This window comes from Methyloligella halotolerans (assembly GCF_001708935.1).
GTDB lineage: Bacteria > Pseudomonadota > Alphaproteobacteria > Rhizobiales > Methyloligellaceae > Methyloligella > Methyloligella halotolerans.
Genome location: NZ_MASI01000001.1, coordinates 692,034 through 716,875, shown reverse-complemented (window position 1 = coordinate 716,875; position 24,842 = coordinate 692,034). Strand labels below are relative to the sequence as shown.

24 protein-coding genes and 3 pseudogenes are annotated in these 24,842 nt (G+C 64.1%); 15 read left to right on the top strand and 12 right to left on the bottom strand.

The features are described 5' to 3' along the window. Window positions 1-176: 176 nt before the first annotated feature. Window positions 177-599, top strand: coding sequence for an RNA polymerase-binding protein DksA (gene dksA, locus A7A08_RS03525; RefSeq protein WP_069094107.1), 423 nt, complete (start codon window positions 177-179; stop codon window positions 597-599). Between the two features lie 58 nt (window positions 600-657). Here dksA and A7A08_RS03520 read toward each other — a convergent pair whose 3' ends face one another. The 3 genes from A7A08_RS03520 to A7A08_RS03510 are packed head-to-tail and all read right to left on the bottom strand — an operon-like array spanning window position 658 to window position 3,567. Further along, window positions 658-2,097 carry an MFS transporter gene (locus A7A08_RS03520; RefSeq protein ID WP_069094106.1) on the bottom strand — a complete coding sequence of 480 codons (1,440 nt, stop codon included), beginning with the start codon at window positions 2,095-2,097 and terminating at the stop codon, window positions 658-660. Further along, entirely contained in the window at window positions 2,094-2,867 is a 774-nt protein-coding gene (locus A7A08_RS03515) for a M15 family metallopeptidase (RefSeq protein WP_069094105.1), read from the bottom strand. The genes A7A08_RS03520 and A7A08_RS03515 overlap by 4 nt, the downstream gene beginning before the upstream one ends. 31 nt (window positions 2,868-2,898) lie before the next feature. Beyond that, complete coding sequence (locus A7A08_RS03510; RefSeq protein ID WP_069094104.1) at window positions 2,899-3,567, bottom strand: transglycosylase domain-containing protein; 669 nt, start codon at window positions 3,565-3,567, stop codon at window positions 2,899-2,901. Between the two features lie 272 nt (window positions 3,568-3,839). Here A7A08_RS03510 and A7A08_RS15845 point away from each other — a divergent pair, with 272 nt between their 5' ends. Beyond that, window positions 3,840-4,049: a hypothetical protein gene (locus A7A08_RS15845; protein WP_141693819.1), complete on the top strand. Its 210-nt coding sequence runs from the start codon at window positions 3,840-3,842 to the stop codon at window positions 4,047-4,049. A gap of 138 nt (window positions 4,050-4,187) precedes the next feature. Here the strand turns inward: A7A08_RS15845 and A7A08_RS03505 are convergent, their stop codons facing one another. Then, a complete protein-coding gene (locus A7A08_RS03505; RefSeq protein ID WP_069094103.1) occupies window positions 4,188-4,541 on the bottom strand; it encodes a flagellar biosynthetic protein FliO in 354 nt (117 codons plus the stop codon). Window positions 4,542-4,890: 349 nt separating this feature from the next. On the opposite strand from A7A08_RS03505, the pseudogene A7A08_RS17250 reads away from it, so the two are divergent. The 5 genes and pseudogenes from A7A08_RS17250 to A7A08_RS03485 all read left to right on the top strand — a co-directional run. Next, a pseudogene (locus tag A7A08_RS17250) lies at window positions 4,891-5,766 on the top strand (PAS domain-containing protein); the annotation flags it as partial. Beyond that, window positions 5,649-7,433, top strand: coding sequence for a response regulator (locus tag A7A08_RS03500; protein ID WP_342586614.1), 1,785 nt, complete (start codon window positions 5,649-5,651; stop codon window positions 7,431-7,433). The pseudogene A7A08_RS17250 and the gene A7A08_RS03500, both read left to right, overlap by 118 nt. Window positions 7,434-7,525: 92 nt before the next feature. Further along, window positions 7,526-8,803: a sulfotransferase family protein gene (locus A7A08_RS03495; RefSeq protein WP_141693818.1), complete on the top strand. Its 1,278-nt coding sequence runs from the start codon at window positions 7,526-7,528 to the stop codon at window positions 8,801-8,803. Window positions 8,804-9,051: 248 nt separating this feature from the next. Further along, window positions 9,052-9,300 carry a KTSC domain-containing protein gene (locus A7A08_RS03490; RefSeq protein WP_069094101.1) on the top strand — a complete coding sequence of 83 codons (249 nt, stop codon included), beginning with the start codon at window positions 9,052-9,054 and terminating at the stop codon, window positions 9,298-9,300. A 97-nt stretch (window positions 9,301-9,397) separates the two neighbouring features. Continuing rightward, window positions 9,398-9,604, top strand: a complete 207-nt coding sequence (locus A7A08_RS03485; protein WP_069094303.1) for a KTSC domain-containing protein — start codon at window positions 9,398-9,400, stop codon at window positions 9,602-9,604. Between the two features lie 14 nt (window positions 9,605-9,618). Here A7A08_RS03485 and A7A08_RS03480 read toward each other — a convergent pair whose 3' ends face one another. After that, a complete protein-coding gene (locus A7A08_RS03480; RefSeq protein WP_245290789.1) occupies window positions 9,619-10,203 on the bottom strand; it encodes a cation efflux transmembrane domain-containing protein in 585 nt (194 codons plus the stop codon). A 247-nt stretch (window positions 10,204-10,450) separates the two neighbouring features. On the opposite strand from A7A08_RS03480, the gene recA reads away from it, so the two are divergent. From recA to A7A08_RS03460, 5 genes and pseudogenes are all read left to right on the top strand, one after another. After that, window positions 10,451-11,599: a recombinase RecA gene (gene recA, locus A7A08_RS03475; protein ID WP_069094099.1), complete on the top strand. Its 1,149-nt coding sequence runs from the start codon at window positions 10,451-10,453 to the stop codon at window positions 11,597-11,599. Between the two features lie 282 nt (window positions 11,600-11,881). Next, window positions 11,882-13,557: pseudogene (gene alaS / locus A7A08_RS17530) on the top strand (alanine--tRNA ligase); the annotation flags it as partial. A gap of 126 nt (window positions 13,558-13,683) precedes the next feature. Next, complete coding sequence (locus A7A08_RS17525; protein ID WP_425348994.1) at window positions 13,684-14,658, top strand: DHHA1 domain-containing protein; 975 nt, start codon at window positions 13,684-13,686, stop codon at window positions 14,656-14,658. A gap of 13 nt (window positions 14,659-14,671) precedes the next feature. Then, entirely contained in the window at window positions 14,672-15,445 is a 774-nt protein-coding gene (locus tag A7A08_RS16690) for an ion transporter (RefSeq protein ID WP_069094098.1), read from the top strand. Then, window positions 15,343-15,873 carry a cyclic nucleotide-binding domain-containing protein gene (locus A7A08_RS03460; RefSeq protein ID WP_425348990.1) on the top strand — a complete coding sequence of 177 codons (531 nt, stop codon included), beginning with the start codon at window positions 15,343-15,345 and terminating at the stop codon, window positions 15,871-15,873. Before A7A08_RS16690 ends, A7A08_RS03460 begins: the two co-directional genes overlap by 103 nt. 23 nt (window positions 15,874-15,896) lie before the next feature. Here the strand turns inward: A7A08_RS03460 and A7A08_RS03455 are convergent. Beyond that, a pseudogene (locus A7A08_RS03455) lies at window positions 15,897-17,116 on the bottom strand (NADP-dependent isocitrate dehydrogenase). A gap of 218 nt (window positions 17,117-17,334) precedes the next feature. Here A7A08_RS03455 and A7A08_RS03450 point away from each other — a divergent pair. The 3 genes from A7A08_RS03450 (at window position 17,335) to rpsD (ending at window position 19,901) form a co-directional block, all read left to right on the top strand. Next, complete coding sequence (locus A7A08_RS03450) at window positions 17,335-18,153, top strand: RNA methyltransferase (RefSeq protein ID WP_069094096.1); 819 nt, start codon at window positions 17,335-17,337, stop codon at window positions 18,151-18,153. A gap of 94 nt (window positions 18,154-18,247) precedes the next feature. Continuing rightward, window positions 18,248-19,036: a hypothetical protein gene (locus A7A08_RS03445; protein ID WP_141693816.1), complete on the top strand. Its 789-nt coding sequence runs from the start codon at window positions 18,248-18,250 to the stop codon at window positions 19,034-19,036. A gap of 247 nt (window positions 19,037-19,283) precedes the next feature. Further along, on the top strand, window positions 19,284-19,901 hold the full coding sequence (rpsD, locus tag A7A08_RS03440; RefSeq protein WP_069094094.1) for a 30S ribosomal protein S4: 618 nt from the start codon (window positions 19,284-19,286) through the stop codon (window positions 19,899-19,901). Between the two features lie 130 nt (window positions 19,902-20,031). Here the strand turns inward: rpsD and grxD are convergent, their stop codons facing one another. The 6 genes from grxD to purC form a co-directional block, all read right to left on the bottom strand. Next, on the bottom strand, window positions 20,032-20,382 hold the full coding sequence (gene grxD, locus A7A08_RS03435) for a Grx4 family monothiol glutaredoxin (protein ID WP_069094093.1): 351 nt from the start codon (window positions 20,380-20,382) through the stop codon (window positions 20,032-20,034). Between the two features lie 16 nt (window positions 20,383-20,398). Next, window positions 20,399-20,632: a BolA family protein gene (locus tag A7A08_RS03430; protein ID WP_069094092.1), complete on the bottom strand. Its 234-nt coding sequence runs from the start codon at window positions 20,630-20,632 to the stop codon at window positions 20,399-20,401. A gap of 31 nt (window positions 20,633-20,663) precedes the next feature. Beyond that, on the bottom strand, window positions 20,664-22,892 hold the full coding sequence (purL, locus tag A7A08_RS03425; protein WP_069094091.1) for a phosphoribosylformylglycinamidine synthase subunit PurL: 2,229 nt from the start codon (window positions 22,890-22,892) through the stop codon (window positions 20,664-20,666). Continuing rightward, the gene (purQ, locus tag A7A08_RS03420; protein ID WP_069094090.1) at window positions 22,889-23,578 is read right to left on the bottom strand and encodes a phosphoribosylformylglycinamidine synthase subunit PurQ; all 690 of its coding nucleotides are present in this window, start codon (window positions 23,576-23,578) and stop codon (window positions 22,889-22,891) included. The genes purL and purQ overlap by 4 nt, the downstream gene beginning before the upstream one ends. Before the next feature lie 120 nt (window positions 23,579-23,698). Further along, window positions 23,699-23,944, bottom strand: a complete 246-nt coding sequence (gene purS, locus A7A08_RS03415) for a phosphoribosylformylglycinamidine synthase subunit PurS (RefSeq protein WP_069094089.1) — start codon at window positions 23,942-23,944, stop codon at window positions 23,699-23,701. Window positions 23,945-23,967: 23 nt separating this feature from the next. Continuing rightward, window positions 23,968-24,741: a phosphoribosylaminoimidazolesuccinocarboxamide synthase gene (purC, locus tag A7A08_RS03410; RefSeq protein ID WP_069094088.1), complete on the bottom strand. Its 774-nt coding sequence runs from the start codon at window positions 24,739-24,741 to the stop codon at window positions 23,968-23,970. Window positions 24,742-24,842: the final 101 nt, after the last annotated feature.

Sequence of the window (24,842 nt, the reverse complement as noted above, 5' to 3'; positions counted from 1 at the left end):
CGCCGGTTTTGCCCGGTCGCTACAACCTATGCTGTCAAGCGTTCTCATCGCTTGACTTGGGCCATCGCTTCCGCAATACGGGGGCGGCCAGCGGGGGGAACCGGCAACGGAGCTGGCAGAGGGGTTGAGTTTAGCGCGCTCAACTCGGTGAAGTGGTTCGGGAAAAGAGGGCTGTAATGCGGCCTGAGAAGAAGCTCCCCAAGGATTATCGTCCCACCGAGGACGAGCCTTTTATGAATGAGCGCCAGCGCGCTTATTTCAGGGACAAGCTGGAAGACTGGCGTGAGGAGATCCTGCGCTCCACCAAGGAGACGCTGGAGCATCTCCAGAACGAATCGGAGCAGCACGCCGATATCGCGGATCGTGCCAGTTCCGAGAGCGAGCGGGCCTTCGAGCTCCGCGCGCGCGACCGCCAGCGCAAGCTGATCGCCAAGATCGATGCCGCCCTGGAGCGCATCGAGGACGGCACCTACGGATATTGCGAGGAGACCGGCGAGCCGATCAGCCTGAAGCGGCTCGATGCCCGTCCGATCGCCACGCTGAGCGTCGAGGCTCAAGAGCGTCACGAGCGGCGCGAACGCGTCTATCGGGACGAATAAAGAGCGCGTCACGAGCGGCGCGAACGCGTCTATCGGGACGAATTGCAGCCTCTCTCGGTCACTGGGCCGATGACAGGGGCTTTGCGACGGTCTCCAGCGACCTGCGCTCGGCGGCAACGCCCCAGCGCAGGATCACGAACACCACCGCGATCATCAGCGCGGCGCCCAGCAGGTAACCCCAGAAAACGCTCACCCGTGAGCCCGTGTCGATCAGCACGCCGAACAGCGCCGGCGCGAATACGCCGCCGATGCCCGTCCCCACCGCATAGAAGAAGGCGATAGCCAGCGCCCGGATCTCCAGCGGGAACGTCTCCGCGACCGTGAGATAGGCCGAGCTCGCTGCGGCCGATGCGAAGAAGAAGATCACCGACCAGGCAAATGTCTGCCCCGTTGCCGACAGCATATCGGCGGCGAACAGCGCGCCTGTGACCGTCAGCAGCACGCCCGAAAGCCCGTAGGTCAACGCGATCATCGGCCGCCGTCCGACCGTGTCGAAGAACCGGCCGAGGATCACCGGACCGAAGAAGTTGCCCGCCGCGAAGGGCAGCAGATACCAGCCGACGCTTGTCGCCGCGATGCCGTAGAAATCCGTCAGGATCAGCGCGTAGGTGAAGAAGATCGCGTTGTAGAAAAAGGCCTGGGCCGTCATCAGGCTCAAGCCCACGAATGTCCGCTCTCGGTGCTCGTGGAAGAGGCTGTGCCAGACTTCCTCGAGAGGCGTATGGCTGCGCGGCGTGAGCCGGACCCGATCCGGGACTTCAATCTCGTGCGGGGCGTAGTGGGGCCGCGTCTGCCCTTCGATCTCCGCGATCACCCGCTCCGCTTCCCGCGCGCGTCCGTGGGTGATCAGCCAGCGGGGCGATTCGGGAATCCACAGCCGCAGGATCAGGATCGCGAGGCCCAGCACCGAGCCGATGAAGAACGCCGCGCGCCAGCCCATGTCGGGCGGCAGCAGGCCGGGCTCAAGGAGAATGATGGAGCCTGCGGCGCCCACGGCCGCGCCGATCCAGAAGCTTCCGTTGATGACGAGATCGGTCCAGCCGCGATACCGCGCCGGGATCAGCTCCTGGATGGCCGAATTGATGGCCGTGTACTCGCCGCCGATACCGGCGCCCGTCAGAAAGCGGAAGAGGGCGAAGCTCCAGCCATCCCAGGCGAAGGCTGTGGCCGCCGTCGCCACGAGATAGACGCCCAGGGTCACCGTGAAGAGCCGCTTCCGTCCCCACCGGTCCGTCAGCCATCCGAAGAAGATCGCGCCGAGCACCGCGCCGGCGAGATAGGCGCTGTTGGCGAACCCGATCTCCGCATTGCCCATGTCGAGGACCGGGCTCTCCTTCAGCGCGCCGGCCACGGCCCCGGCAAGCGTCACCTCCAGCCCGTCCAGCACCCAGGTGATGCCCAGCGCCAGCACGACCTTTGTGTGGAACAGGCCCCAGGCGAGTCTCTCCAGCCGGGCCGGGATGTCCGTCTCGAGGACTGGCCCGGCGGATGTGCTCATTTCGCTCCGCCGCTCGTCGGACGCGGGAGGATCGGAAAATCGAAATAGGTCGAAGGGTAGGGCTCCGGCCTGAACGTGTAGTGCCAGAACTCCTTCGGGTAGTTCCTGAAGCCGTGCGCCGCCATGACCTCGACCAGACGCTGGCGGTTCTGCCGCTCTTCCGCGGTCAGGCCGGGCGCGGCCGTGTTCGCCTTGGTGTCGAAGCAGTCGAAGCTCGTGCCCATGTCCAGGCTGTCGTCGCTCGGATCGGCCTGGGTGCAGGCGACACGTTGCTGTGTGACCATCGCTTCCGCCGGCGCATCCCCTGGGACGAGGGTAAGATCCACCGTGGCCCCCCGAGAATGGCCCGACCGCGTGGCGATATAGGCCGGGAATAGGGCGTCCTTGGAGAGGCTGGGATAATACTCCCGCTTGGCTTGCGGGTCGTCGGGCGCCTTGGCCCATTCGACGAAAGCTGCCACAGCCCGTTTCGGCCGGTAGCAATCGTAGACCTTGAGCGAAAGACCGTCGCTTTGGATCTCGGCCTGAACCGCCTTCAAAGCCTCGGCCGCCGGACGCGCCAGAATACACTCCGCCGCCTCATATCCGGGCACAGGCTCACCCGTGAAGTTCTTGGAGCCCGCGTATCGCATCTCCTGGCGGATGGACGGCGCAACGTCGCGCAAATAGACGAAGCCGTCGGGCATTGCGCCGTCAGCGGCGATGGCGGGCAGGGTGAAGAGAATCGCCCAGAGGGCTGAAATGACTCCGATGGTGCCGGTTCGGTTCATGCTGTGACTGTTGGAGATGCGTGTGTCCGGGTCAACCGGGCGTTCGCCGGCATCCGTCCAACCAAACGTCCCCATGACCCGTTGGAGCGCATTGTCCGGCAACGAGGCGTTTGATCCGCTCCACGCGAACATCGAGTTCGGGATCTTCTCTCAACAGATCGAATGACGAGGGGGCTATGAGGACGGCCACCAGTCTCAGAAACGCATCTTCGGACAGCTTGGCGGGCGGTTTTCCGTAGACAGCTTGGCTCGCCGCATAGAACCCCGTCATCCACCCTTCAGGACCGCGCCCCATCTCCAATGTGTCGAGCCAGAGAGCGAGAATTTGCTGTTTCGTAAGCCGCTGCTCCAGGCCAAGGGCATAGCCGGTCTGACGCAGCTTCCCCAAACCGGGCCGAAACTGCTCAAACGCCAGCCGCTTCGATAGCGATTGGGAAATGGTCGTCGCGCCGGCCCCATCCGAAGAAAAATCCACGCCCGCATGTTCGTAAAAGGCGGGGTCCTCGACCTGAAGCAAGGATCGAAGACGCTCCGCTCCGAGGTCCCGTCCACTGCGGCCTTCAGCGATTAACGCGTCCGCCCGAGCACGGAGATCATCTGAGTCTCCCAACGCGTCGAGATATCCTTTGGCGCCGTAGCCGACCCCGGCCAGAATCACCACCGCGACGATGACAAGAGAGATCTTGAGAATGCGAGCCATGGCGCGACTTATATCAGCGCCGCTCTGGGAGGCCAGTCGCCAGGTGTTTTGGACCTGGGACCGGAGTTTGACGAACAGGAATCGATGGGCCTTTCGCTGCCTTTCCGTCGCCCCGCTGGGGAGGGGGGCCGTAGCCTGCGCAAGCAGGCGTCAAAACATAAAAATCGCCCCGCTGGGGAGCGGGGCCGTAGCCCGCGCAAGCAGGCGTCAGAACATAAAAAAACGCCCCGCTGGGGAGCGGGGCGTGGAGAGGTTTTGGGGGACTGACAGGGTTGGCTGAACCAACCGATGTCGGACCATTAGCAGGGAACTGCCGGCGATTTCACAGCGAAGCGGTCGAAAGTACCGGCGACAAGTTCTTCCGCCTGCCACAAATTACGCATGGCGACCGTGAAACCGCATCCTTTGTAACCGATCCCGACTCTTTCCACAAGAAAAACCGACGTGGCTTTTCGGCACCAGTCAATCGATTAGTGAAATGAAGGGCTTATGGTCGCGGCGAAAAATTCCCGTTAAGCGTGTGTTCGCCGTCGGGCATGCAGAGCCTGCACCCGGCACGCCACGCCGGGCGGTCTTACGCGCCTTCGTCAAGGGATAGAGGGAGGCCGACGGCCCGGAGGTCAGCTCAGCTCGGGATCCGACTGGGGACGCTCGCTGTGGTCGATGACCACGTCCTCAAGCGGATGGTCGAGAGGCTGGCGCGCTTCGATGCCCGTCTCGATCACCATGTCGACAGGGCCCCCGATCATGACGAGATGCTCCTTGTCGTCGCGGCGGATCAGATAGAGCTTCCGCTTCGCATCGACCACGGCGCTTTCCACCACGTTCAACCGGCGCTCGCGCGCTCGGAAGAAGCCCGGACCGCTTGAGTTGCTGGAGAAAAATGCCTTGAAGCCCCACACCGCCAGGGCGATCAGCGCCATGACGAACAAGAACGTGGAGATGACGAGGATCAGCTGGCTAGTGTCTGACATCCCTTCCTCGCGATCAAATCCGCCGCAATTCGCTAGAGCCCCCGCGGCCCCGGCGGGGGAGAGATAGGGCGGGCCGCTTGCGCTCTCAACCCCAAAGGAGCGTGCGAGCGCGGGAAGCCTCCCCGCAATGCCGACAATCGCTTCGGCAGAGCCCCTTCTATCAGAGGAATACGCCTGAGTGGAGGCTTATGACAATCACCGGATCGCTGCGGCCCCGAACTCGCACTGAACTGACTGCAGCAGCCGAGCGGAATTAGCGATATTCAAACGGTTTGCGGCCAGTCTCGCCGCCGCTGTCTGAGCATAATCTCCGGATCGACTCGGAGACGAATCGGATAGTTTTCCATCCATGACCGACATTGGGGCGCCGATGCGCTATTCACAGCCTGTGACGGACCGCACCGAACGCGAGGGCAGTATCGGCTTGGTCGTGCTGCTGGCCCTTGGCTTGGCGGCTGCGGCCGTCGGCCTCGCCATGGTCTCTCGCGAGATCGCCGAGCCTTTCGTGCTGGCCATCCTGGCGGGCCTGGCGGTGGTCGGCGTCTTCTGCCTGTTCGCCGGCGCCGTGGGCATCCTGCATTTCGGCCAGCGCCAGGTGAAGAACGACGTCGCCAAGGCGTTTATCGACAATCTGCCTCAAGGCGCGCTCATCGCCGACGGAAACGGCCGTGTGCTCTATGCCAATGCGGCCTACCGCGATCTCCTCGGCCTCGAAGGGAAGTCGAGCGTCCCGACCCCGGACAGGGCGTTCGCCGGCAACGCCCATCTCGCCGAGACGATTTTCCGCCTCGCCCGCGCCGCCCAGCAGGGCAGGGCGCTGAAGGAGGAGTTTCGCCTGCCGCCTCTGGGCGAGATGACCGAAGACGATTCCATCACGCCCCGCTGGTTCCGCATCTCCGTCCGGCCCATGCCGTCCTCCGCGGAGATGGAGCGCCACGGCGCCCTCGTCGTCTGGCAGCTCGACGAGATCACCGACGAACGTCAGAACCAGGAAGAGAGCTTCGAGAAGGTTCAGCAGGCCATCGCCTATCTGGATCACGCGCCAGCCGGTTTCTTCACCGCCGATGCGAAGGGCAATATCGAATATCTCAACGCCACCCTTGCCCAGTGGCTCGGCGTCGATCTGTCCGATACCGCCACGAATCAGCTGAAGCTCGAGGACATCATGTCCCGGGACGGGGCAGCCCTTCTGGCCGGCGCCGGCCGCAATACGTCCCAGAGCGCGACGCGCCGGTTCGAGCTCGATCTGGTGAAGGCCGACGGCACCAGCCTGCCGGTCCGCATCCTCCACCGTCTGCCCCGCGGCGCCCAGACTGGCTGGGCCCACGCGCTTGTTCTGAATCGTGCCGCCGGCGAGGCCTACGAGGCGCGCCCGCCGAGCTCCGCTTTGCCCGCCTGTTTCAATCCTCGCCCATCGCCATCGCGACCCTGGGCAAGGACGGCACCATCACCGCGAGCAACGCCGCCTTCGTCAGCCTCTTTGGCGCGCCCGACAAGGTGGAAGGCGCGGCCTCCATCGGCGCCATGCTGGATGCCGAGAGCCGGACGACCTACGAAAAGTCGTTCGACCTCGCCATCGCCGGCCAGGGCCTGGTCGAACCCCTCGACTTCAACCTCGCCGACGACGAGGAGAAGAGCGGCCGCCTGTTTCTCAGCCCCATCGAGCAGGTGGAAGGCGAAACCGATGCGGCAATCGCCTACGCCATCGACACCAGCCAGCAGCGTGTGCTGGAGCGTCAGATCGCCCAGAGCCAGAAGATGCAGGCCATCGGTCAGATGGCCGGCGGCATCGCCCACGACTTCAACAACATGCTCACGGCGATCATCGGCTTCTCGGACTTCCTGCTCCAGAACCACCGGCCCACCGACCCGGCGTTCAAGGACATCATGAACATCAAGCAGAACGCGAACCGGGCCGCCGGCCTGGTGCGGCAGCTGCTTGCCTTCTCCCGCCAGCAGACCCTGCGGCCCCAGGTGCTGCAGATCGGCGATCTGGTGTCGGAGCTGTCCCAGCTGCTGGGCCGGCTGCTGGGCGAGAACGTCGAGCTCGAGCTCGATCAGGGCCGCGACCTCTGGCCGGTGAAGGCCGACCAGCATCAGCTGGAGCAGGTGATCATCAATCTCGCGGTGAACGCGCGCGACGCCATGCCCGGCGGCGGCAAGCTCATCATCCGCACCAGGAACATCTCCGAAGGCGCGTCCCGGGAGATCGGCCAGCGCCATCTCGACCCCGGCGAGTATGTCGAGATCGAAGTGACGGACACCGGCGAGGGCATGCCGCCCGAGGTCATCCAGAAGATCTTCGACCCCTTCTTCTCCACCAAGGAGGTCGGCCGCGGCACGGGTCTGGGCCTCTCCACCGTCTACGGTATCGTGAAGCAGACCGGCGGCTTCATCTTCCCCGAAAGCGAGCCGGGGAAGGGCACCTCCATGCGGGTCTATCTGCCCCGCCACATCGCCCTTCCTTCCGAAGAGCCGGTCGAGGAGGAGAAGCCGGAGAAGCGGGAGACGCGAGATCTCACCGGCCGCGGCACCGTGCTTCTGGTGGAGGACGAGGACGCCGTCCGCAGCTTCGCCGCCCGGGCCCTCGGCCAGCGCGGCTACAACGTCCTGGAGGCCGGCACCGGCGCGGAGGCGCTCGAGGTCTTCAACGAGCATGACGGCGAGGTCGATCTCGTGGTCTCCGACGTCGTCATGCCGGAGATGGACGGACCGACGCTGCTCAAGGAGCTGCGCCGCGATCACCCGGACCTGCGCATCATCTTCATGTCCGGCTACGCGGAAGACGCCTTCAAGCGCAATCTGGACGAGGGCGAGGCCTTCATGTTCATCCAGAAGCCCTTCGATCTGAAGCAGCTCGCGGCGGCCGTCAAAGAGGCGTTCGAGGCTTAACCACGGGAGCCCTCCGGCCCGCGTCCCTTTCGCCTTAGGGGTTTTCTTGGGATGCAATCCCGGCTAACACCCCGGAGCGAATTTTTCCGCTTTTGTCAGCCGATTTTGGGAGCCACGTCAGCGTGCCCGACTACGAGAAGATTCCGGACGATCCCGAGCAGGCGGCCCTTAAGGCCGAGAAGCGCAAGCCGAAGCAGAAGCTCCTCGGTATCCACCGCTACGGCGGCAAGCTTCTTTACATGTGGTACGGCATGCGCTTCGGCACGCTGATGAAGCTGTTTGCCCGGGGCCGCTTCGACTTCACGACGAACTGCATCCCCGACGTGCTGACCCTGGTGCTCTGGTGCCCCATCAATACCCCGCTCTACCTCCTGAGCGAGCTGATCTATCGCCGCCGCATCAAGAACGTGAAGCTCGACAAGGAGCCGGTCTTCGTCATCGGCCACTGGCGCACGGGCACGACCTTCCTGCACGACCTGCTGGCGTCCGATCCGAACACCGCCTATCCGACCACCTATGAGTGCTTCTTCCCGCACCACTTCCTGATCACCGAGCGCACGCTCTCCCGCATCATGAAGGTGCTCCTGCCCAAGAAGCGCCCCCAGGACGACGTGCCCGTCGGCTTCGACCGGCCCCAGGAAGAAGAGTTCGGCGTGATCATGATGGGTCAGGGGAGCCCTCTGAACACCATGGCGTGGCCCCGCCACGGCCCGGTCGACAGCGACTATGTCGATTTCGAAGGCGTGCCGGAGAAGAAGCGCAAGGCCTGGTTCGACGCCTATCTGTGGTTCTACAAGCGCCTCATGGTTCGCCACGACAAGCCGTTGATCCTGAAATCGCCGGCGAACTCCGCGCGTGTTCGGTATCTCCTGGAGCGCTTCCCCAATGCGCGCTTCATCTACATCACCCGCAACCCGCTGGACGTCTATCCTTCCACCGTGAAGCTGTGGCGCGCGCTCTATTCGACCCAGGGCCTGCACAACCCGCCCTATGTCAGCGGCTGGCTCGACGACTACGTCCTCGACATGATGCAGCGGCTCACCGACCGCTATCAGGCCGACCGTCACCTCATCCCGGAGCAGAACCTCTACGAGATCCGCTACGAGGATCTGGTGAAGGATCCCATCGGGCGTCTGTCCGAGATGTACGATAAGCTCCGCATCGGCGACTTTTCGCAAGCCGAGCCGAAGATGCGCGCGCTTCTCGATGCCCGCTCCGAGCACCAGACCTCCCAATACGAGCTGCCCGCCGACATCAAGGCGCGCATCCTGGAGCGCATGGGCCCGCATATGGAGCGCTACGGCTATCTCGATCAGCCCGGCCAGGCGGCCCCGCAACAGCCCGCGGCGGAAACCGAGCAGCCTGCGTGATTTGCTTGACGCCGCTGTCGTCGCGGCGTCACACTTCCTTCTCGAAGGTCGAAACGACTCAGGGAAACTGGGCTTCGGTCTTCGGCCGGCGATCCGCCGGCGGGGGAGGGGTATTCACAGGCGATCGGGTCGGGCGTTCTCCGTTTCATTCGCGTTCGTGGCCGCGGCCTTCGGGTCCCGGCTTTCGGATTCTTGACCTATGGCCTGGGCAATTGTCCCGATGGTGAGATGGGACAGGGAGAGGTTCTATGCCTTACGTGAACTCTGGCAGCATCGTTTACGTCGAGCACGATGCGAAGCGGTCGACCATGGAAATCACCTTCCGGGATGTCGGGACCTTCACCTTTCATGGGGTGAGCGAAGAGGTCTATCTGGCCTTTCTCGATGCGCCGTCCCAGGGCCGCTTCTACAGCGACCATATCCGTCAGAACTATCCGTCCACCTTCGCCGGCTCCGTCATCGAGCCCATGCGGAGCGTGCCCGTTTTCGCCAGCTGACGAATGGGCCCGTCGCGGCCTTAAACCGGACGCGTTCCAGGACCATATGTTTGGCAGGCCTCATCTTGCGGCCGCCGAGGTTCTGGGATTTGAAGAGATGCCCTCCAGCGTCATCCGCACTTTTTTCTACGACTTCGAGTCCGGGCGTCTGACCGTGATCTTCCAGTCCGGCCGGCGCTACGTCTACGAAGCCGTGCCCGAGATCGTCTATCGCGAGCTCGCCGCCGCGCCGTCCACCGGCGCCTATTTCAACGAGCATATCCGCGACCGCTTCCAGTTCCGCCGCTTCGACCAGGCCGGGTAGGGCAACCCTGATTGTCAGCCCGCAGGCTCTTCCTGCGCGGTCGGGTTTCGCTCGGGACTGCTGTGACGCAGCTCTGAGACCGCATGGCGGATCACCGTGTAGCTGCCATGCAGCGCCAGCCCCGCCATGACGCAGGCCACCGCGATATCCGGCAGCGACGAGCCGGTGCCGAACACGCCCGCCGCCGCCGCCAGCACCGCCAGATTGCTATAGGCATCGTTGCGCGAGCAGATCCACACCGAGCGCATGTTGGAATCGCCCTCACGGTAGCGGTAGAGCATGGCGGCGACGCCCGCATTGGCGGCGAGCGCCATCACGCCGACCACGCCCATCACCGGCGCGTCCGGCACCACGCCGCTCACCCAATGCCAGATCGCTTGGCCGATCACCCACAGCCCGAAGGCCGCCATGGTGACGCCCTTGAGAAGCGCCGTTCGCGCCCGCCAGTGAAGCGCGAGTCCCACAACCGCGAGGCTGATCGCGTAATTCGCTGCATCGCCGGCGAAATCGATACCGTCGGCGAGCAGCGAGACCGAGCCGGACAGCAAACCGGCGGTGAGCTCGACGACGAACATCGCAAGATTGACGGCGAGCGCCACCCACAACACCGCGCGCCGGCGTCCTGCCTCAGCGGGATCGAGTTCGGAACAGCAGGCCATGGGGGAAAGGTAAGGGCAGGGGGCGCGGGGACCAAGCAGGACTGGGCAATAAGGCGGTAAGGTTAGTTCCGCAAAAGAACATCTTGCGAACATAGAACAAAGCGTGTACAGTCTTCGGCAATTCGAACCCAATCCCACTTAGCCATTTACCCACGCCCGAATCGCGTGTGAAAAGGGGAGAAATCCGATGTCGAACGCTGCGCTGCGCCTCGTCGAGGGAGCTGAAATGGACAAACAAAAAGCGCTCGAAGCCGCGATTTCCCAGATCGAGCGGAATTGCGGCAAGGGCTCGATCATGCGGTTGGGCGCCAACGAGAAGATCGTCGAGGTGGAGTCGATTCCGACCGGCTCCTTGGGCCTCGACATCGCCCTCGGGATCGGCGGCCTTCCCCGCGGACGCGTCATCGAAATCTACGGTCCGGAATCGTCGGGCAAGACGACCCTGGCCCTCCACGTCGTGGCCGAGGCCCAGAAGAAGGGCGGCGTTTGCGGCTTCGTCGATGCCGAGCACGCCCTCGATACGGTCTACGCCAACAAGCTGGGCGTGAACCTGGAAGATCTGCTGATCTCCCAGCCCGACACCGGCGAGCAGGCCCTTGAGATCGCCGACACCCTGGTGCGCTCCGGCGCCATCGACGTGCTGGTGGTCGACTCCGTCGCCGCACTGACCCCGAAGGCCGAGCTGGAAGGCGAGATGGGTGACATGCAGATGGGCAGCCAGGCCCGGCTCATGAGCCAGGCGCTCCGCAAGCTCACCGGCTCCATCTCCAAGTCGCGCTGCATGGTGATCTTCATCAACCAGATCCGCATGAAGATCGGCGTGATGTTCGGCTCGCCCGAAACCACCACGGGCGGCAATGCCCTGAAATTCTACTCCTCCGTCCGCCTGGATATCCGCCGCATCGGCGCCATCAAGGAGCGGGACGAGGTGGTCGGCAACCAGACCCGCGTCAAGGTGGTGAAGAACAAGGTCGCCCCGCCCTTCAAGCAGGTCGAGTTCGACATCATGTATGGCGAGGGTGTCTCCAAGACCGGCGAGCTCATCGATCTCGGCGTCAAGGCCGGCATCGTGGAGAAGTCCGGCTCGTGGTTCTCCTTCGACTCCGAGCGCATCGGTCAGGGCCGCGAGAACGCGAAGACCTACCTCAAAGAGCACCCGGACGTCGCCGCCAGGATCGAGTCCGCCGTCCGCCAGAATGCAGGCCTGATTGCCGAGCGCATCCTGGACGAGGCGATCGGAGTCGAAAGCGATGGCGAGTCGGATAGCGAATCCGGGGAGGGGGGCGACGACGACGGCGTGACCCCCATCGAGAGCAAGCGCAAAAGCCGCGCGTGATCCGGCTGCCCCGCCCCAGGGTGATGAGACCCAGGGCGATGATACCCGTGGTGTGATGGGCCGACGGGATCGTTGAGCGTATCCGGGCTTAACCGGCCTTCGGGAAATTGAAGACAGCGAACCCACGCCGCCTCATATTGAGGCGGCGTTTTGCGTCTTGTTTGCGCTTGGTTTTGCGTCTTGGCGGCTGGACAGGGTCTTTCAGCCATCATATGTCTCAGCCCGGCGTTCAGGATTTGCTCTATCCTTTCGCGGATAAGGGTTTGCGGGCGAAGCGCTCGCGTGAAAGAACGCCGAAACCGTAATTTTGATGCGATCTTCCTTCGCGACCATTTCTGGAATTTACCCGTGAGCGAAAGCACCGGCGTCAACGAGATCAGGACCGCCTTCCTGGAGTATTTCGGCGAGCGCGATCACCGCATCGTGCCCTCGGCGCCGCTCGTACCCCATAACGATCCAACCCTGATGTTCGTCAACGCAGGGATGGTGCCGTTCAAGAACGTCTTCACCGGCCAGGAGAAGGCGCTGTCTCCGCGCGCCGTGTCGTCCCAGAAATGCGTCCGCGCCGGCGGTAAGCACAACGATCTCGACAATGTCGGCTATACCGCCCGCCACCACACCTTCTTCGAGATGCTGGGGAATTTTTCCTTCGGCGATTATTTCAAGGAAGAGGCGATTCCGCTCGCCTGGGAGTTGCTGACCAAGGGCTTCGGCCTTCCGCCCGAGAAGCTTCTCGTCACCGTCTATGGCGAGGACTCCGAAGCGGCAACGATTTGGAAGAAGGTCACCGGCTTCCCCGACCACAAGATCATCCCGATCTCGACCTCCGACAATTTCTGGTCCATGGGGGAGGTGGGTCCTTGCGGTCCGTGCTCGGAGATCTTCTACGACCACGGCGAGACCATCCCCGGCGGCCCGCCGGGAAGCCCCGACGAGGACGGTGACCGGTTCGTGGAGATCTGGAACCTCGTCTTCATGCAGTTCGACCAGCAGGAGGACGGCAGCCGCAAGGAACTGCCGCGTCCCTCCATCGACACCGGAATGGGCCTGGAACGCATTGCCGCTGTTCTTCAGGGCACCCACGACAATTACGGCATCGACCTGTTCCGTCATCTGATCGAGGCATCCGTCGACCTGACCGGCAAGCCGGCCGAGGGGAAGGACCGCGCCAGCCACCGCATCATCGCCGACCATCTCCGCTCCGCCAGCTTTCTCATCGCAGACGGCGTGCTGCCTTCCAACGAAGGCCGCGGCTATGTGCTCCGCCGCATCATGCGCCGGGCCATGCGCCACGCCCATCTCTTGGGCGCGGAGGAGCCGCTGCTCTATCGCCTCTTCCCGGCCTTGGAGAAGGAGATGGGCCGCGCCTATCCCGAGCTGATCCGCGGTCAGGGTCTCATCACCGAGACGTTGAAGCTCGAAGAGACACGCTTCCGCGAGACCCTCGACCGCGGCCTCAAGCTGCTGGATGAGGCGAGCGGCGACTTGAAGCCGGGCGCCACGCTGCCCGGCGACGTCGCCTTCAAGCTCTACGACACCTATGGATTTCCGTTCGACCTGACCGCCGACGCTCTCAAGGAGCGCGGCATCGGCGTCGATACGGAAGCTTCGCCAAGGCCATGGAGCGCCAGCGAGAAGAGGCGCGCAAATCCTGGTCCGGCTCGGGCGAATCCGCCACCGAGACCCTGTGGTTCGAGCTGGCCGAAGAATTCGGCGCGACGGAATTCCTGGGCTACGAGAACGAGGCCGCCTCCGGCGAGATCGTCGGGCTTATCAAGGACGGACAGCGCGTCGAGGCCCTGGAGCAGGGCGACCGCGGTGCGGTCATCCTCAACCAGACGCCCTTCTACGCGGAATCCGGCGGCCAGGTCGGCGATCGCGGCAGCATCCATGCCGCGGGCACCCTGTTCGAGGTCGACGACACCCAGAAGAAGCTCGGCCGGCTCTTCGTCCATCAGGGCACGTTGGAGAAGGGCGGCCTCAAGGTCGGCGACACTGTCGAGCTGGAGGTGGATCACGGCTTCCGCGCCGGGTCGCGGGCCCATCACTCCGCCACCCATCTCCTCCACGAAGCCCTGCGCCGGGTGCTGGGCACCCACGTCGCCCAGAAGGGTTCCCTGGTCGAGCCGGGACGTCTCCGCTTCGACTTCTCTCATACGAAGCCCATGACCCACGAGCAGATCGAAGAGGTGGAGACCCTCGCCAACCGCATGATCCTCCAGAACAGCGCAGTCGAGACCCATCTCATGAGCCCGGATGAGGCCATTGAGAAGGGCGCCCTGGCGCTGTTCGGCGAGAAATACGGCGACGAGGTCCGGGTGGTCTCCATGGGGACCATCGACGACAGCGAGAAGGCGGGTCACGCCTATTCTATCGAGCTCTGCGGCGGCACTCATGTCGGACGCACCGGCGAGATCGGCATCATGAAGATCGTCGGCGAAACCGCGGTCGGGTCAGGCACGCGCCGCATCGAGGCGCTGACCGGCGAGGCCGCCCGCACCTATCTCAACGCCCAGGCCGATAAGGTTCGCGAGGCGTCGGAGCTGCTGAAGGTCGGTCCCGACGATGTCATCACCCGCCTCGCCGCCCTGGTGGACGAGCGCCGCAAGCTAGAGCGTCAGCTCGCAGAGGCGAAGCGGGAGCTCGCGCTCGGCGGTGGCGGCGCGCAGGCCGGCGGCGATGCGGACGCCATCCAGGATCTCGGCAAAGTGAAGTTGCTCGCTCGCACCGCTCAGGGCGTGCCGGCAAAGGATCTGCGCGGCCTCGTCGACGAGGGCAAGAAGCGCATCGGCTCCGGCGTCGTCGCTATCGTCGGCGTCAGCGAGGACGGCAAGGCGAGCCTGGTCGTCGGGGTCACCGACGATCTGACAGGTGAATACAACGCCGTCGACCTCGCCAAGGCGGGCGCCACCGTGCTCGGTGGCAAGGGCGGGGGCGGGCGCCCCGACATGGCCCAGGCCGGCGGTGCGGATGGCGCGAAAGCCGACGAGGCGCTGGCCGCCATCGCCGCGCAGCTCTCAGGCAGCGCCGCACCGAACCTCGCCGAAACCACCGCGTGAGCGGGTCTGAACGATGAGCGAGGAGACACCGTGGCGCCGCCTTCGCCGCGGCGTCTACGATGTCCTGGAGGTCGGCACCGACGCCCACCCGGCGTCCTCCTTCGTCGACGCCTTCATCATCACGCTCATCGTGGCGAATGTCTTCGCCTTCGCCTTGGAGACGGTGGAGCCCTTCGCCACGGTCCACGCCAACGCGCTCCAGCGCTTCAACACTTTCTCGGTGATCGTCTTCACCATTGAATACGTGCTCCGCATCTGGAGCGCGGTGGAGATCCCGCTGTTCCGCAACGAGCCCAACTGGCGCGCGCGGCTCAAATTCGCCCGGCGCCCGATCATGATCATCGATCTTCTGGCGGTGCTCCCCTGGTATCTCGGCAACCTGCTGCCGATCGACCTGCGCGTCTTGCGCGTGCTGCGTCTCCTGCGCCTGCTGAAGCTGGTGCGCTACTCGCCTGCGCTCCAATCCCTGCAGCGGGTCTTCGCCACGGAATGGCGCGCCCTGGTCGGCACGTTCCTCGTTATCCTGATCCTGCTGCTCTTCTGCTCCACCATCATGTATTTCCTGGAGCACGAGGCGCAGCCGGACAAGATGGGCAGCATCCCCCAGACCCTTTGGTGGGCCATGGCCACCCTGACCACCGTGGCTATGGCGACGTCGTCCCCATCACGCCCCTCGGCAAGATCGTGGGCGCGGTCGTCATGCTGCTGGGGCTCGCCGCCCTGGCGCTTCCCGTGGCGATCCTCGCCACCGGCTTCGGCCAGGAAGCAGGACGCCATCAATTCGTGATCACCTGGGGCAACGTCGCCCGCGTGCCCCTCTTCGATTCCCTGCAGGCGGTTGAGATCGCCGAAGTCTGCAGGCTTCTATATGCCCGGCACTTCCCGGCCGGCGCCCCGATCATCTCGGCGGGCGATAGCGGCAGCGCCATGTACATCATCGAGAGCGGGGAGGCCGTGGCGGAGCACGGCGACGATTTGCGGGAGCCGCTAGGGCCAGGCGACTTCTTCGGGGAGGCGGCGCTGCTGGAGCATCGGCGCCACAAATCCGATGTGGTCGCCACTTCGCCCTGCAGGATCTACGTGCTGGATTCGGTTGCCTTGGCGCAGCTCGGCCGCCGGCATCCGGAGCTCTTGCGGGCCATTCGCGAGGTCGCCAAGGAGCGCCGCCGCGACGTGCCCGAAGACAGACGTCAGACGCCGAAGCAAGAAACGTAGAGCGGCAATCGGTGTGCCACTCCTCAGCCGGCGTCCGCCATCGCCGCCTGCAGGTTCTCGTCGATCTTGTCGAGGAAGCCCGTGGTCGAGAGCCAGCCTTGCTGCGGTCCGACGAGCAGCGCCAGATCCTTGGTCATGAAACCGGACTCGATCGTATCCACCACGACCTTCTCCAGCGTCTCCGCGAACTCGGCCAGCGCCACGTGGCCGTCCAGCTTGGCGCGATGCTTGAGGGCGCGCGTCCAGGCGAAGATCGAGGCGGTGGAGTTGGTGGAGGTCTCCAGCCCCTCTTGGTGGCGGCGGAAATGGCGGGTCACCGTGCCGTGGGCGGCTTCCGTCTCGACCACCTGTCCGTCCGGCGTCATCAGTACCGAGGTCATCAGGCCCAGCGATCCGAAACCCTGCGCCACCGTGTCGGACTGCACGTCGCCGTCGTAATTCTTGCAGGCCCAGACATAGCCGCCCGACCAGCGCAGCGCGCAGGCCACCATGTCGTCGATCAGCCGGTGCTCGTAGGTCAGTCCGCGCTTCTCGAACTCCTCCCGGAACTCGGCATCGTAGATCTCCTGGAACAGATCCTTGAAGCGGCCATCATAGGCCTTGAGGATCGTGTTCTTGGTGGAGAGGAACACCGGATAGTTTCGAGCCAGCCCGTAATTCAACGAGGCGCGGGCGAAGTCGCGGATCGATTCGTCCAGATTGAACATCCCCATGCGACGCCGCCGCCAGGAAAGTCGTAGATCTCTTTTTCGATTCGTTCTCCGTCTTCGCCCACGAAAGAGATCGTGAGCTTGCCCTTGCCGGGGACCACGAAATCCGTCGCCCGGTAGATGTCGCCGAAGGCGTGGCGGCCGATCACGATCGGCTGGGTCCATCCCGGCACGAGCCGCGGCACGTTCTGGCAGATAATCGGCTCGCGGAAGATCACCCCGCCGAGGATGTTGCGGATCGTGCCGTTGGGGGAGCGCCACATCTTCTTGAGGCCGAACTCCTCGACACGCGCCTCGTCCGGCGTGATGGTGGCGCATTTCACGCCCACGCCCGTCGCCTTGATGGCCTCCGCCGCCTCGACCGTCACCTGGTCGTCGGTCGCATCCCGGTTCTCGATGCTAAGATCGAAATATTTGAGCGGAACATCGACATAGGCGAGGATCAGCTTTTCCTTGATGAACTGCCAGATGACTCGTGTCATCTCGTCCCCATCAAGCTCGACGATGGGATTCTCGACTTGAATTTTTTTCAAAACCTGGGCTCCGCGGAGGGCTAGACGCTTGTAATTATCGGGGCGGCCGGTAAGACCGCCTCGAACACGGCATAACTGAAGACGACAAGACCGAAAACGGCAGGATCAAATCTATAACATCAGGCAGCCGCGCCAAAAAGCGAGCTGCCCTGCGTCAAAGGGCAAGGGGTCGGAGCACCGGCCGAGAATAAGCCCGTGACACGAGGGAGGAGCACGAGGTGAGCCGCGCATCGCGAGCAAGCACGAAGGACAAGGCTGCAGCCCAAGCCGTTGTCGGTCCGGCCATCGTCCTGGTGCGGCCCCAGCTGGGCGAAAATATTGGCTTCGCCGCCCGCGCCATGGCGAATTTCGGCCTGGCGGATCTGCGTCTGGTCGCGCCGCGTGACGGCTGGCCCAACGAGAAGGCGACCGCCGCCGCCGCCGGCGCCTATGCCACCGTCGATTCCGCCACCCTCTACGAGACGACCGAGCTCGCGCTCGCCAAGACCAACTACGTCATCGCCACCACCGCCCGGCCGCGGGATATGGTGAAGCCCGTCATGACGCCGGAAAGCGCGGCCGCGGAACTCCTTTCCCGTCAGAAGCAGGGGCAAACTTGCGCGATTCTGTTCGGGCCGGAGCGTAGCGGCCTCGACAACGACGACATCGGCCTTGTCGACGCTCTCGTCACAGCGCCGGTCAATCCGGCCTTCGCCTCTCTCAGCCTGCCGCAGACCGTGCTCCTGATCGCCTATGAATGGCAGAAGCAGGCGGGTCCCGGCGGCCTCGGGCGGGCCACGCGGTTCGACGGTCCGGCCCGCGAAGGAACGCCGCTTCCGAACACGCGGCCGGCTGAGCGCGAGGAGATGTTCGGGCTTTTCGAGCATCTGGAAGCGGAGCTGGACGCCCATGGCTTCCTGCGCCCTGCGGAGAAGCGGCCAACCATGGTCCGCAATATCCGCAATATGTTTCACCGCATGCAGCTGACCGAGCAGGACGTTCGGACATGGCGGGGTATAGTATCGTCGCTCACTGGCGGAAAGCGCCGGAATCCTTGATTCCCAAGGCAGGGGTCATAGTTCCGCCCGCTTTCTCCTATTGCGATGTGGGTCAACAATGATAGCTTCCTGCACGGGAGGAAGAGGGCAGTTTATGGGTATGTTTTGGGTGCGTGCGAGCGCTGGCGCGTTCGCCGCGTTTGCGTTGATGTCCGGTACGCCGGCCGTAGCCGCCGACCAGGAGGCGGGCCAGGTCATGGCCCAGCAGCTTACCGAGCGGACCCGCGAGCCTGAGAGCAGCAGCGAGGGCTCGGAGAAGAAGCTCAGCGACAGCGCCGTCCGTGTCATGACGAGCTATGCCTGGTCCATCATGCCGGAACAGCTTGACGCCGGGAACGGCACGATGATCAGCATCGACAAGTCCGACCCGGCCAAGATTATCATTCCGGTGGATGATGCCCGAGACGTGATTCGGGCTGCCATGCGCTCCGCCTATGCCGAGATCTGCGATGTGCCGGAGCTGGGCCAGAAAAACTTCCGCACCATGATGGACGCGCAGGAGCGCCGGGGTATTTGGACCCTGGAACAGATGCAGTTCATCAACACCCTGCACATGTTCTCCGTCTCCTATTTTACCGGCGATATGAAGATCACCGAAAAAGAGGGCGACGAAGCTGCCGACGGTGCGGCCTCCAAGGCGAACGAGGACGACGAGGCCTTCAATCCCAAGCGGCCCACCTGTACGCCGGAGAAAAAGCAGGCCGTGACCGAGGCCATCAACGAATATCTGCAGACTGTGGAGGCCGAGCAGGCGGCACAGCCTGCGAGCCCTGTCCCTTCAGGTCAGGTGCCGTCGGGGCAAGTTCCTTCCGGTCAGGTCCCAATGAGCCCCGAGGCACCGCTGGCCCAGCCCGTTGCACCAAACAACGCCGGTGCCAATTGACACTTTCTCCGGTTTGCGTGTAACAGAGCCCCAGCGAAAGCTGAGCTTGAGCGCGAGGCGCCCGTGAGGACGGATCGGAAGGTTCGATCGTCAGGGGCCTGTTTCCATTTCATCCAAGCCGCCGCCCCGGATTACCAGGCGAATGGCCGCGTGAGAACGCATCCGGCCTGAGGGGAGAGGCGTCTTATTTGAACTGGAAACCAAGCGGGGCGCTCGCGATCGGCACTGACGAGCTTTGGAGTTTTCGATGACGAAACGCATTAACGCCAAGTACAAGATCGACCGTCGTCTTGGCGAGAATATCTGGGGACGCCCTAAAAGCCCCATCAACAAACGCGAATACGGCCCCGGCGAGCACGGCCAGCGCCGCCGCCAGAAGCTGTCGGATTTCGGCATTCAGCTGCGCGCCAAGCAGAAGCTGAAGGGCTATTACGGCAACATCACCGAGAAGCAGTTCAAGGCCATCTATCACGAGGCCGCCCGTCTGAAGGGCGACACCGGTGAGCGTCTGGTCGGTCTTCTCGAATCCCGCCTGGATGCGATCGTCTACCGCGCGAAGTTCGTCCCGACGGTCTTTGCCGCCCGCCAGTTCGTGTCCCACGGCCATGTGCGCGTGAACGGCAAGAAGGTCGACATCCCCAGCTATCGCTGCAAGGAAGGCGATGTGATCGAGGTTCGCGACCGGGTGAAGGATATCGGTCTGGTGCTGGAGGCTGTACAGAGCCCCGAGCGCGACGTGCCGGATTATCTCGATGTCGACCACAACAAGTTGTCGGCCAAGTATGTCCGGACACCGGCGCTCTCCGATGTGCCGTATCCGGTCATGATGGAACCGAACCTGGTCATCGAGTACTACTCGCGCTAGGGGCGTCTCCCTTGAGCGCTGGGGGCTTGCCTCCAGCGCCTTCTGGTCGAGACGCTTCGGGCGCAAAAAAGGGGCGCGAGGAATTTCCTCAGCGCCCCTTTTTCGTTCTGGAGACGTGTGCCCGGTCGGGCTAGGCCGTCAGTGTCTGATTGTTGTGGGAGATGCCCTTGGAGGTCAGAAGCTCCTGCAGCTCGTTGGCCTGGAACATCTCGCGCACGATATCGGCGCCGCCGACGAATTCGCCCTTCACATAGAGCTGCGGAATGGTCGGCCAGTTGCTGTAGGCCTTGATGCCCTCCCGGACGCTCATATCCTCCAGGACGTTGACGTCTTTGAAGTCCACGCCGAGGTGGTTCAGGATATAGGCCGTCTGAGCGGAGAACCCGCATTGCGGCATCTCCTTCGCGCCCTTCATGAAGAGCACGACGTCGTTTTCGGCCACCTGCCGCTTGATCCAGTCCTGGACGTCCTGTTCGCTCATCTTGGTCTGTCCTTTCCTATGCCGGCGCTTTGGTGTGCAGGGCGAGGGCATGCAGCTCGCCGCCCATCCTGCCCTGCAGCGCCGCGTAAACCATCTGGTGCTGCTGCACCCGGCTCTTGCCTCGGAAGGCCTCTGCCACGATCACTGCCTTGTAGTGATCGCCATCGCCGGCGAGATCCTCGATCTCGATCTCCGCATCGGGAAACTCGTCCCGGAGCAGCGCTTCAATCTGGGTGGCCTGCATGGCCATAAGCGTCGTCTCCTTCGGTAATTCAGGCGCGCTATTGCTCGCGGCCGCCATCCATATAGTCCGGAAGCCACTGCTCATAAGTGGACCGTAAAGTGGCGAGCGGCAAGGGGGGCTCCGCCCCGAGGCTGAGAGAATCGCCGCCCACCGTGCCCAGCGTCAGGGCAGGGAGGTCGGCCTCCGCCGCCGCCGCGATCAACGCCTCGACACCGGTCGAAGGCACCGCAACGACGTAACGGGCCTGATCCTCGCCGAACCAGAACCGGTGCGCAGGCAGGTCGCCGATATCGGCATCCAGCGCCACGCCGCGATCGCCCGCGAGAGCCATCTCCGCGATGGCGACCAGCAGCCCGCCATCGGAAACGTCGTGCACGGCGGTGACCGTGCCGTCCCGGATCAGTCCGCGAACGAAATCGCCAGCCTTGCGCTCCGCGTCGAGATCGACGGATGGGGGCGGGCCTTCCAGCTTGCCGCTGATCCATTCCTGATAGCGCGACTGATGGAGATGTCCCTTCGTCTTGCCGACCACGACGAGCACATCGCCATCGTGGGCGAGGGCGAGATGGGCCATCTTCGCCACATCGGGAATGAGCCCAACGCCGCCGATGGCCGGGGTCGGCGGGATGGCGACGCCGTTGGTCTCGTTGTAGAGCGAAACGTTGCCGGAGACGACCGGGAAGGAGAGCGCCGTGCAGGCCTCTCCCATGCCTTTCACGGCAGCCACGAACTCGCCCATGATCTCCGGCCGCTCCGGATTGCCGAAATTCATGCAGTCGGTGATGGCGAGCGGGTCGGCGCCCACTGACGTCAGATTCCTCCAGCATTCGGCGACGGCCTGCTTGGCACCTTCGAACGCATCGCCCGCGCAATAGCGGGGCGTCACATCGCAGGAGACCGCGACGCCCTTGTTGGTGCCGTGGACGCGCACCACGCCGGCATCCCCGCCCGGGCGCGCGACCGTGTCGGCCATCACCATGTGATCGTATTGTTCGTAGATCCACCGCTTGGAGCAGAGATTGGATGTGCCCATAAGCGCTTCCAGCGAGCTCAACGGGCCGTCCGCCGCGGGCACCTCCTTCGGCGCCACCTGCGGCTCCTTCGGGACCCAGGGACGCTCGTAGACCGGTGCGCCGTCAGCCAGCGCCGAAAGCGGCAGATCGGCCTCCACGGCGCCCTGATGCTTGATCACGAAGCGGCCCGTGTCCGTGGTGATGCCGATCACCGCGAAGTCCAGCTCCCACTTCTTGAAGATGGCCTCTGCCTGAGGCTCGGCACCGGGCTTCAGCACCATGAGCATGCGCTCCTGGCTTTCCGAGAGCATCATCTCATAGGCCGTCATGGCCTCCTCCCGGCAGGGCACCTTGTCGAGATCCAGCTCGATCCCGACGCCGCCCTTGTCGGCCATCTCCACGGACGAGGAGGTAAGACCCGCCGCACCCATGTCCTGGATGCCGATGATGACGTCCTCCGCCATCAGCTCCAGGCAGGCTTCCAGCAGCAGCTTTTCGGTGAAGGGATCGCCGACTTGGACAGTCGGGCGCTTCTCGGCCGACGCATCGTCGAACTCCGCCGAGGCCATGGTCGCGCCGTGAATGCCGTCGCGGCCTGTCTTGGACCCCACATAGACCACGGGTAGCCCCACGCCGCGGGCGGCGGATTTGAAGATCCGGTCGGACTTCAGCAGCCCGACGCACATGGCGTTGACCAGGATGTTGCCGTCATAGCGCGCGTCAAAATTCGTCTCGCCGCCGATGGTCGGCACGCCCATGCAGTTGCCGTAATCGCCGATGCCGGACACGACGCCGGAGACCAGATGCCGGGTTTTCGAATGCTCCGGCGAGCCGAAGCGCAGCGCGTTCATATTGGCCACGGGCCGTGCGCCCATGGTGAACACGTCGCGCATGATGCCGCCCACACCCGTCGCCGCGCCCTGATAGGGCTCGATATAGGAGGGGTGGTTGTGGCTCTCCATCTTGAAGACGGCCGCGTCGCCGTCTCCGAGATCGACCACGCCGGCATTTTCGCCCGGCCCCTGGATGACCTGGGGACCGTCTGTCGGCAGCGTCTTCAGCCAGATGCGCGAGGATTTGTAGGAGCAATGCTCCGACCACATCACCGAGACGATGCCGAGTTCCGTGAGGGTCGGCGTGCGACCGAGCTCCTTGCGGATGCGGGCATATTCGTCGGGCGAAAGCCCGTGCTCCGCGATCAGCTCCTCGGGCAGTTCGTCCGGAGCGTCGACCTTCTGCGTCGCTTCACTCAATGGAGCGCCTCCAGCAGCGAAGTGAAAATCTTGGCCCCGTCGGTGCCGCCCAGGGCCGGCTCGGCCAGCCGCTCGGGGTGGGGCATCATGCCGAGCACGTTGCCGCGCTCGTTATAGAGACCGGCGATATTGTGTTGGGAGCCGTTGGGATTGGCGTCGTCGTCCAGGCCGCCGCTCTCCGACACGTAGCGGAACGCGACTAGCCCTTCGCCCTCGACCCGCGCCAGGGTCTCGTCGTCGGCGAAATAGTTGCCGTCCTTATGGGCGATGGGAATGGTGACGATCTCGCCCGCCTCGTAGCTGCGGGTATAGATCGTGTCGTTGCGCTCCACCTTCAGCCGCACATCCTTGCAGATGAAGCGGAGCGAACGGTTGCGCATCAGGACGCCGGGCAACAGCCCCGTCTCGGTGAGCACCTGGAAACCGTTGCAGATGCCGAGCACCGGCGTACCGGCTTTCGCCCGGGCGATCACCTCGCGCATGATCGGCGAGTGAGCCGCCATGGCGCCGGAACGCAGATAATCGCCATAGGAGAAACCGCCCGGCAGCACGATCAGATCGGCCTCCGGCAGCTCCGCATCCCCGTGCCATACCATGGCCGGGGCCTTGCCGGTCACCTGGGTCAGGACGGTCTTGGCGTCGCGATCGCAGTTGGATCCGGGAAAGACGACGACAGCAGCTTTCATAGTCAAACTTGGATGCCTCTGGCTCATGCTTCGAGACGCCGCCGCGAGCGGCCCTCAGCATGAGAAGTTGCGCCTCACCCTGAGGAGCGGCGGTGCCGCGTCTCGAAGGGCGAGGCCCCCTCACGCCGCCTCGAGCTCGTAGGAATAGTTTTCGATCACCGTGTTGGCGAGCAACTCCTCGCACATGCGCTCTACTTCCGCCTTGGCGCGGTCGGGATCGCTTTCGCCGATCTCGACCTCGATATATTTGCCCTGGCGAACGTCATCGACGCCGCCGAAGCCCAGCGCATGCAGCGCGCCCTCGATGGCCTTGCCTTGCGGATCCAGAACCCCCGGCTTCAGGGTGATGGTGATGCGTGCCTTCATGCCTGCTCCCCCTCTTGAAGACGCTACTGGGAGCGGACCAGCACGGGGCCCGACTGGTTCTGTTGCGGGTTGTTCTCCACATGCAGGCCGAGCCGGCGCGCCACCTCCTGATAGGCCTCCACGAGGCCGCCGAGATCCCGGCGGAAGCGGTCCTTGTCCAGCTTCTCCTGGCTCTCGATATCCCACAGCCGGCAGCAATCGGGCGAGATCTCGTCGGCGAGAACGATCCGCATGGTGTCGTTCTCCCACAGCCGGCCGAACTCGCATTTGAAGTCAACCAGCTTGATGCCGATGCCGAGGAACAGGCCGGACAGGAAGTCGTTGGCCCGCAGCGCCACGGACATCATGTCGTCGATCTCCTGGGGGACCGCCCAGTTGAACGCCGTGATGTGCTCCTCGGTGACCATGGGATCGCCGAGCTCGTCGGACTTGTAGTAGAACTCCACGATGGAGCGGGGCAGGGGCGTTCCTTCCTCCATGCCGAGCCGCTTGGCGATGGAGCCGGCCGCCACGTTGCGCACGACCACCTCGACGGGGATGATTTCGACCTCGCGCACGAGCTGCTCGCGCATGTTCATCCGCTTGATGAAATGGGTCGGCACGCCGATCTCGCCGAGCCGCTGAAACAGGTACTCGGAGATCCGGTTGTTGAGGACGCCCTTGCCTTCGATCTTGTCGTGCTTCTGGTTGTTGAAGGCGGTGGCGTCGTCCTTGAAATGCTGGATGAGCGTGCCCGGCTCCGGGCCCTCATAGAGGATCTTGGCCTTACCTTCATAGATGCGGCGTCGGCGGTTCATACGCTGTCCTTTCAAGCCGGAGTTCCGGCAAAAAGCAAAAAAGCGCGGGGCGAACCAGTGAGCCGCGCGCTTGAGCCAATTGCCATGGTCGGAATCGCCTA

Excerpts from the sequence above, each read along its gene's own strand:
- A7A08_RS16690 (WP_069094098.1), top strand. The coding sequence starts at position 14,672 with ATGAGCGAGGAGACACCGTGGCGCCGCCTTCGCCGCGGCGTCTACGAT.
- rpsD (WP_069094094.1), top strand. The coding sequence starts at position 19,284 with ATGACGAAACGCATTAACGCCAAGTACAAGATCGACCGTCGTCTTGGC.
- recA (WP_069094099.1), top strand. The coding sequence starts at position 10,451 with ATGTCGAACGCTGCGCTGCGCCTCGTCGAGGGAGCTGAAATGGACAAA.
- A7A08_RS03490 (WP_069094101.1), top strand. The coding sequence starts at position 9,052 with ATGCCTTACGTGAACTCTGGCAGCATCGTTTACGTCGAGCACGATGCG.
- A7A08_RS03515 (WP_069094105.1), bottom strand. The coding sequence starts at position 2,867 with ATGAACCGAACCGGCACCATCGGAGTCATTTCAGCCCTCTGGGCGATT.
- A7A08_RS03445 (WP_141693816.1), top strand. The coding sequence starts at position 18,248 with ATGGGTATGTTTTGGGTGCGTGCGAGCGCTGGCGCGTTCGCCGCGTTT.
- dksA (WP_069094107.1), top strand. The coding sequence starts at position 177 with ATGCGGCCTGAGAAGAAGCTCCCCAAGGATTATCGTCCCACCGAGGAC.
- A7A08_RS03510 (WP_069094104.1), bottom strand. The coding sequence starts at position 3,567 with ATGGCTCGCATTCTCAAGATCTCTCTTGTCATCGTCGCGGTGGTGATT.
- purQ (WP_069094090.1), bottom strand. The coding sequence starts at position 23,578 with ATGAAAGCTGCTGTCGTCGTCTTTCCCGGATCCAACTGCGATCGCGAC.
- A7A08_RS03485 (WP_069094303.1), top strand. The coding sequence starts at position 9,398 with ATGCCCTCCAGCGTCATCCGCACTTTTTTCTACGACTTCGAGTCCGGG.
- A7A08_RS03505 (WP_069094103.1), bottom strand. The coding sequence starts at position 4,541 with ATGTCAGACACTAGCCAGCTGATCCTCGTCATCTCCACGTTCTTGTTC.
- purC (WP_069094088.1), bottom strand. The coding sequence starts at position 24,741 with ATGAACCGCCGACGCCGCATCTATGAAGGTAAGGCCAAGATCCTCTAT.
- A7A08_RS03430 (WP_069094092.1), bottom strand. The coding sequence starts at position 20,632 with ATGGCCATGCAGGCCACCCAGATTGAAGCGCTGCTCCGGGACGAGTTT.
- purS (WP_069094089.1), bottom strand. The coding sequence starts at position 23,944 with ATGAAGGCACGCATCACCATCACCCTGAAGCCGGGGGTTCTGGATCCG.
- A7A08_RS03520 (WP_069094106.1), bottom strand. The coding sequence starts at position 2,097 with ATGAGCACATCCGCCGGGCCAGTCCTCGAGACGGACATCCCGGCCCGG.
- grxD (WP_069094093.1), bottom strand. The coding sequence starts at position 20,382 with ATGAGCGAACAGGACGTCCAGGACTGGATCAAGCGGCAGGTGGCCGAA.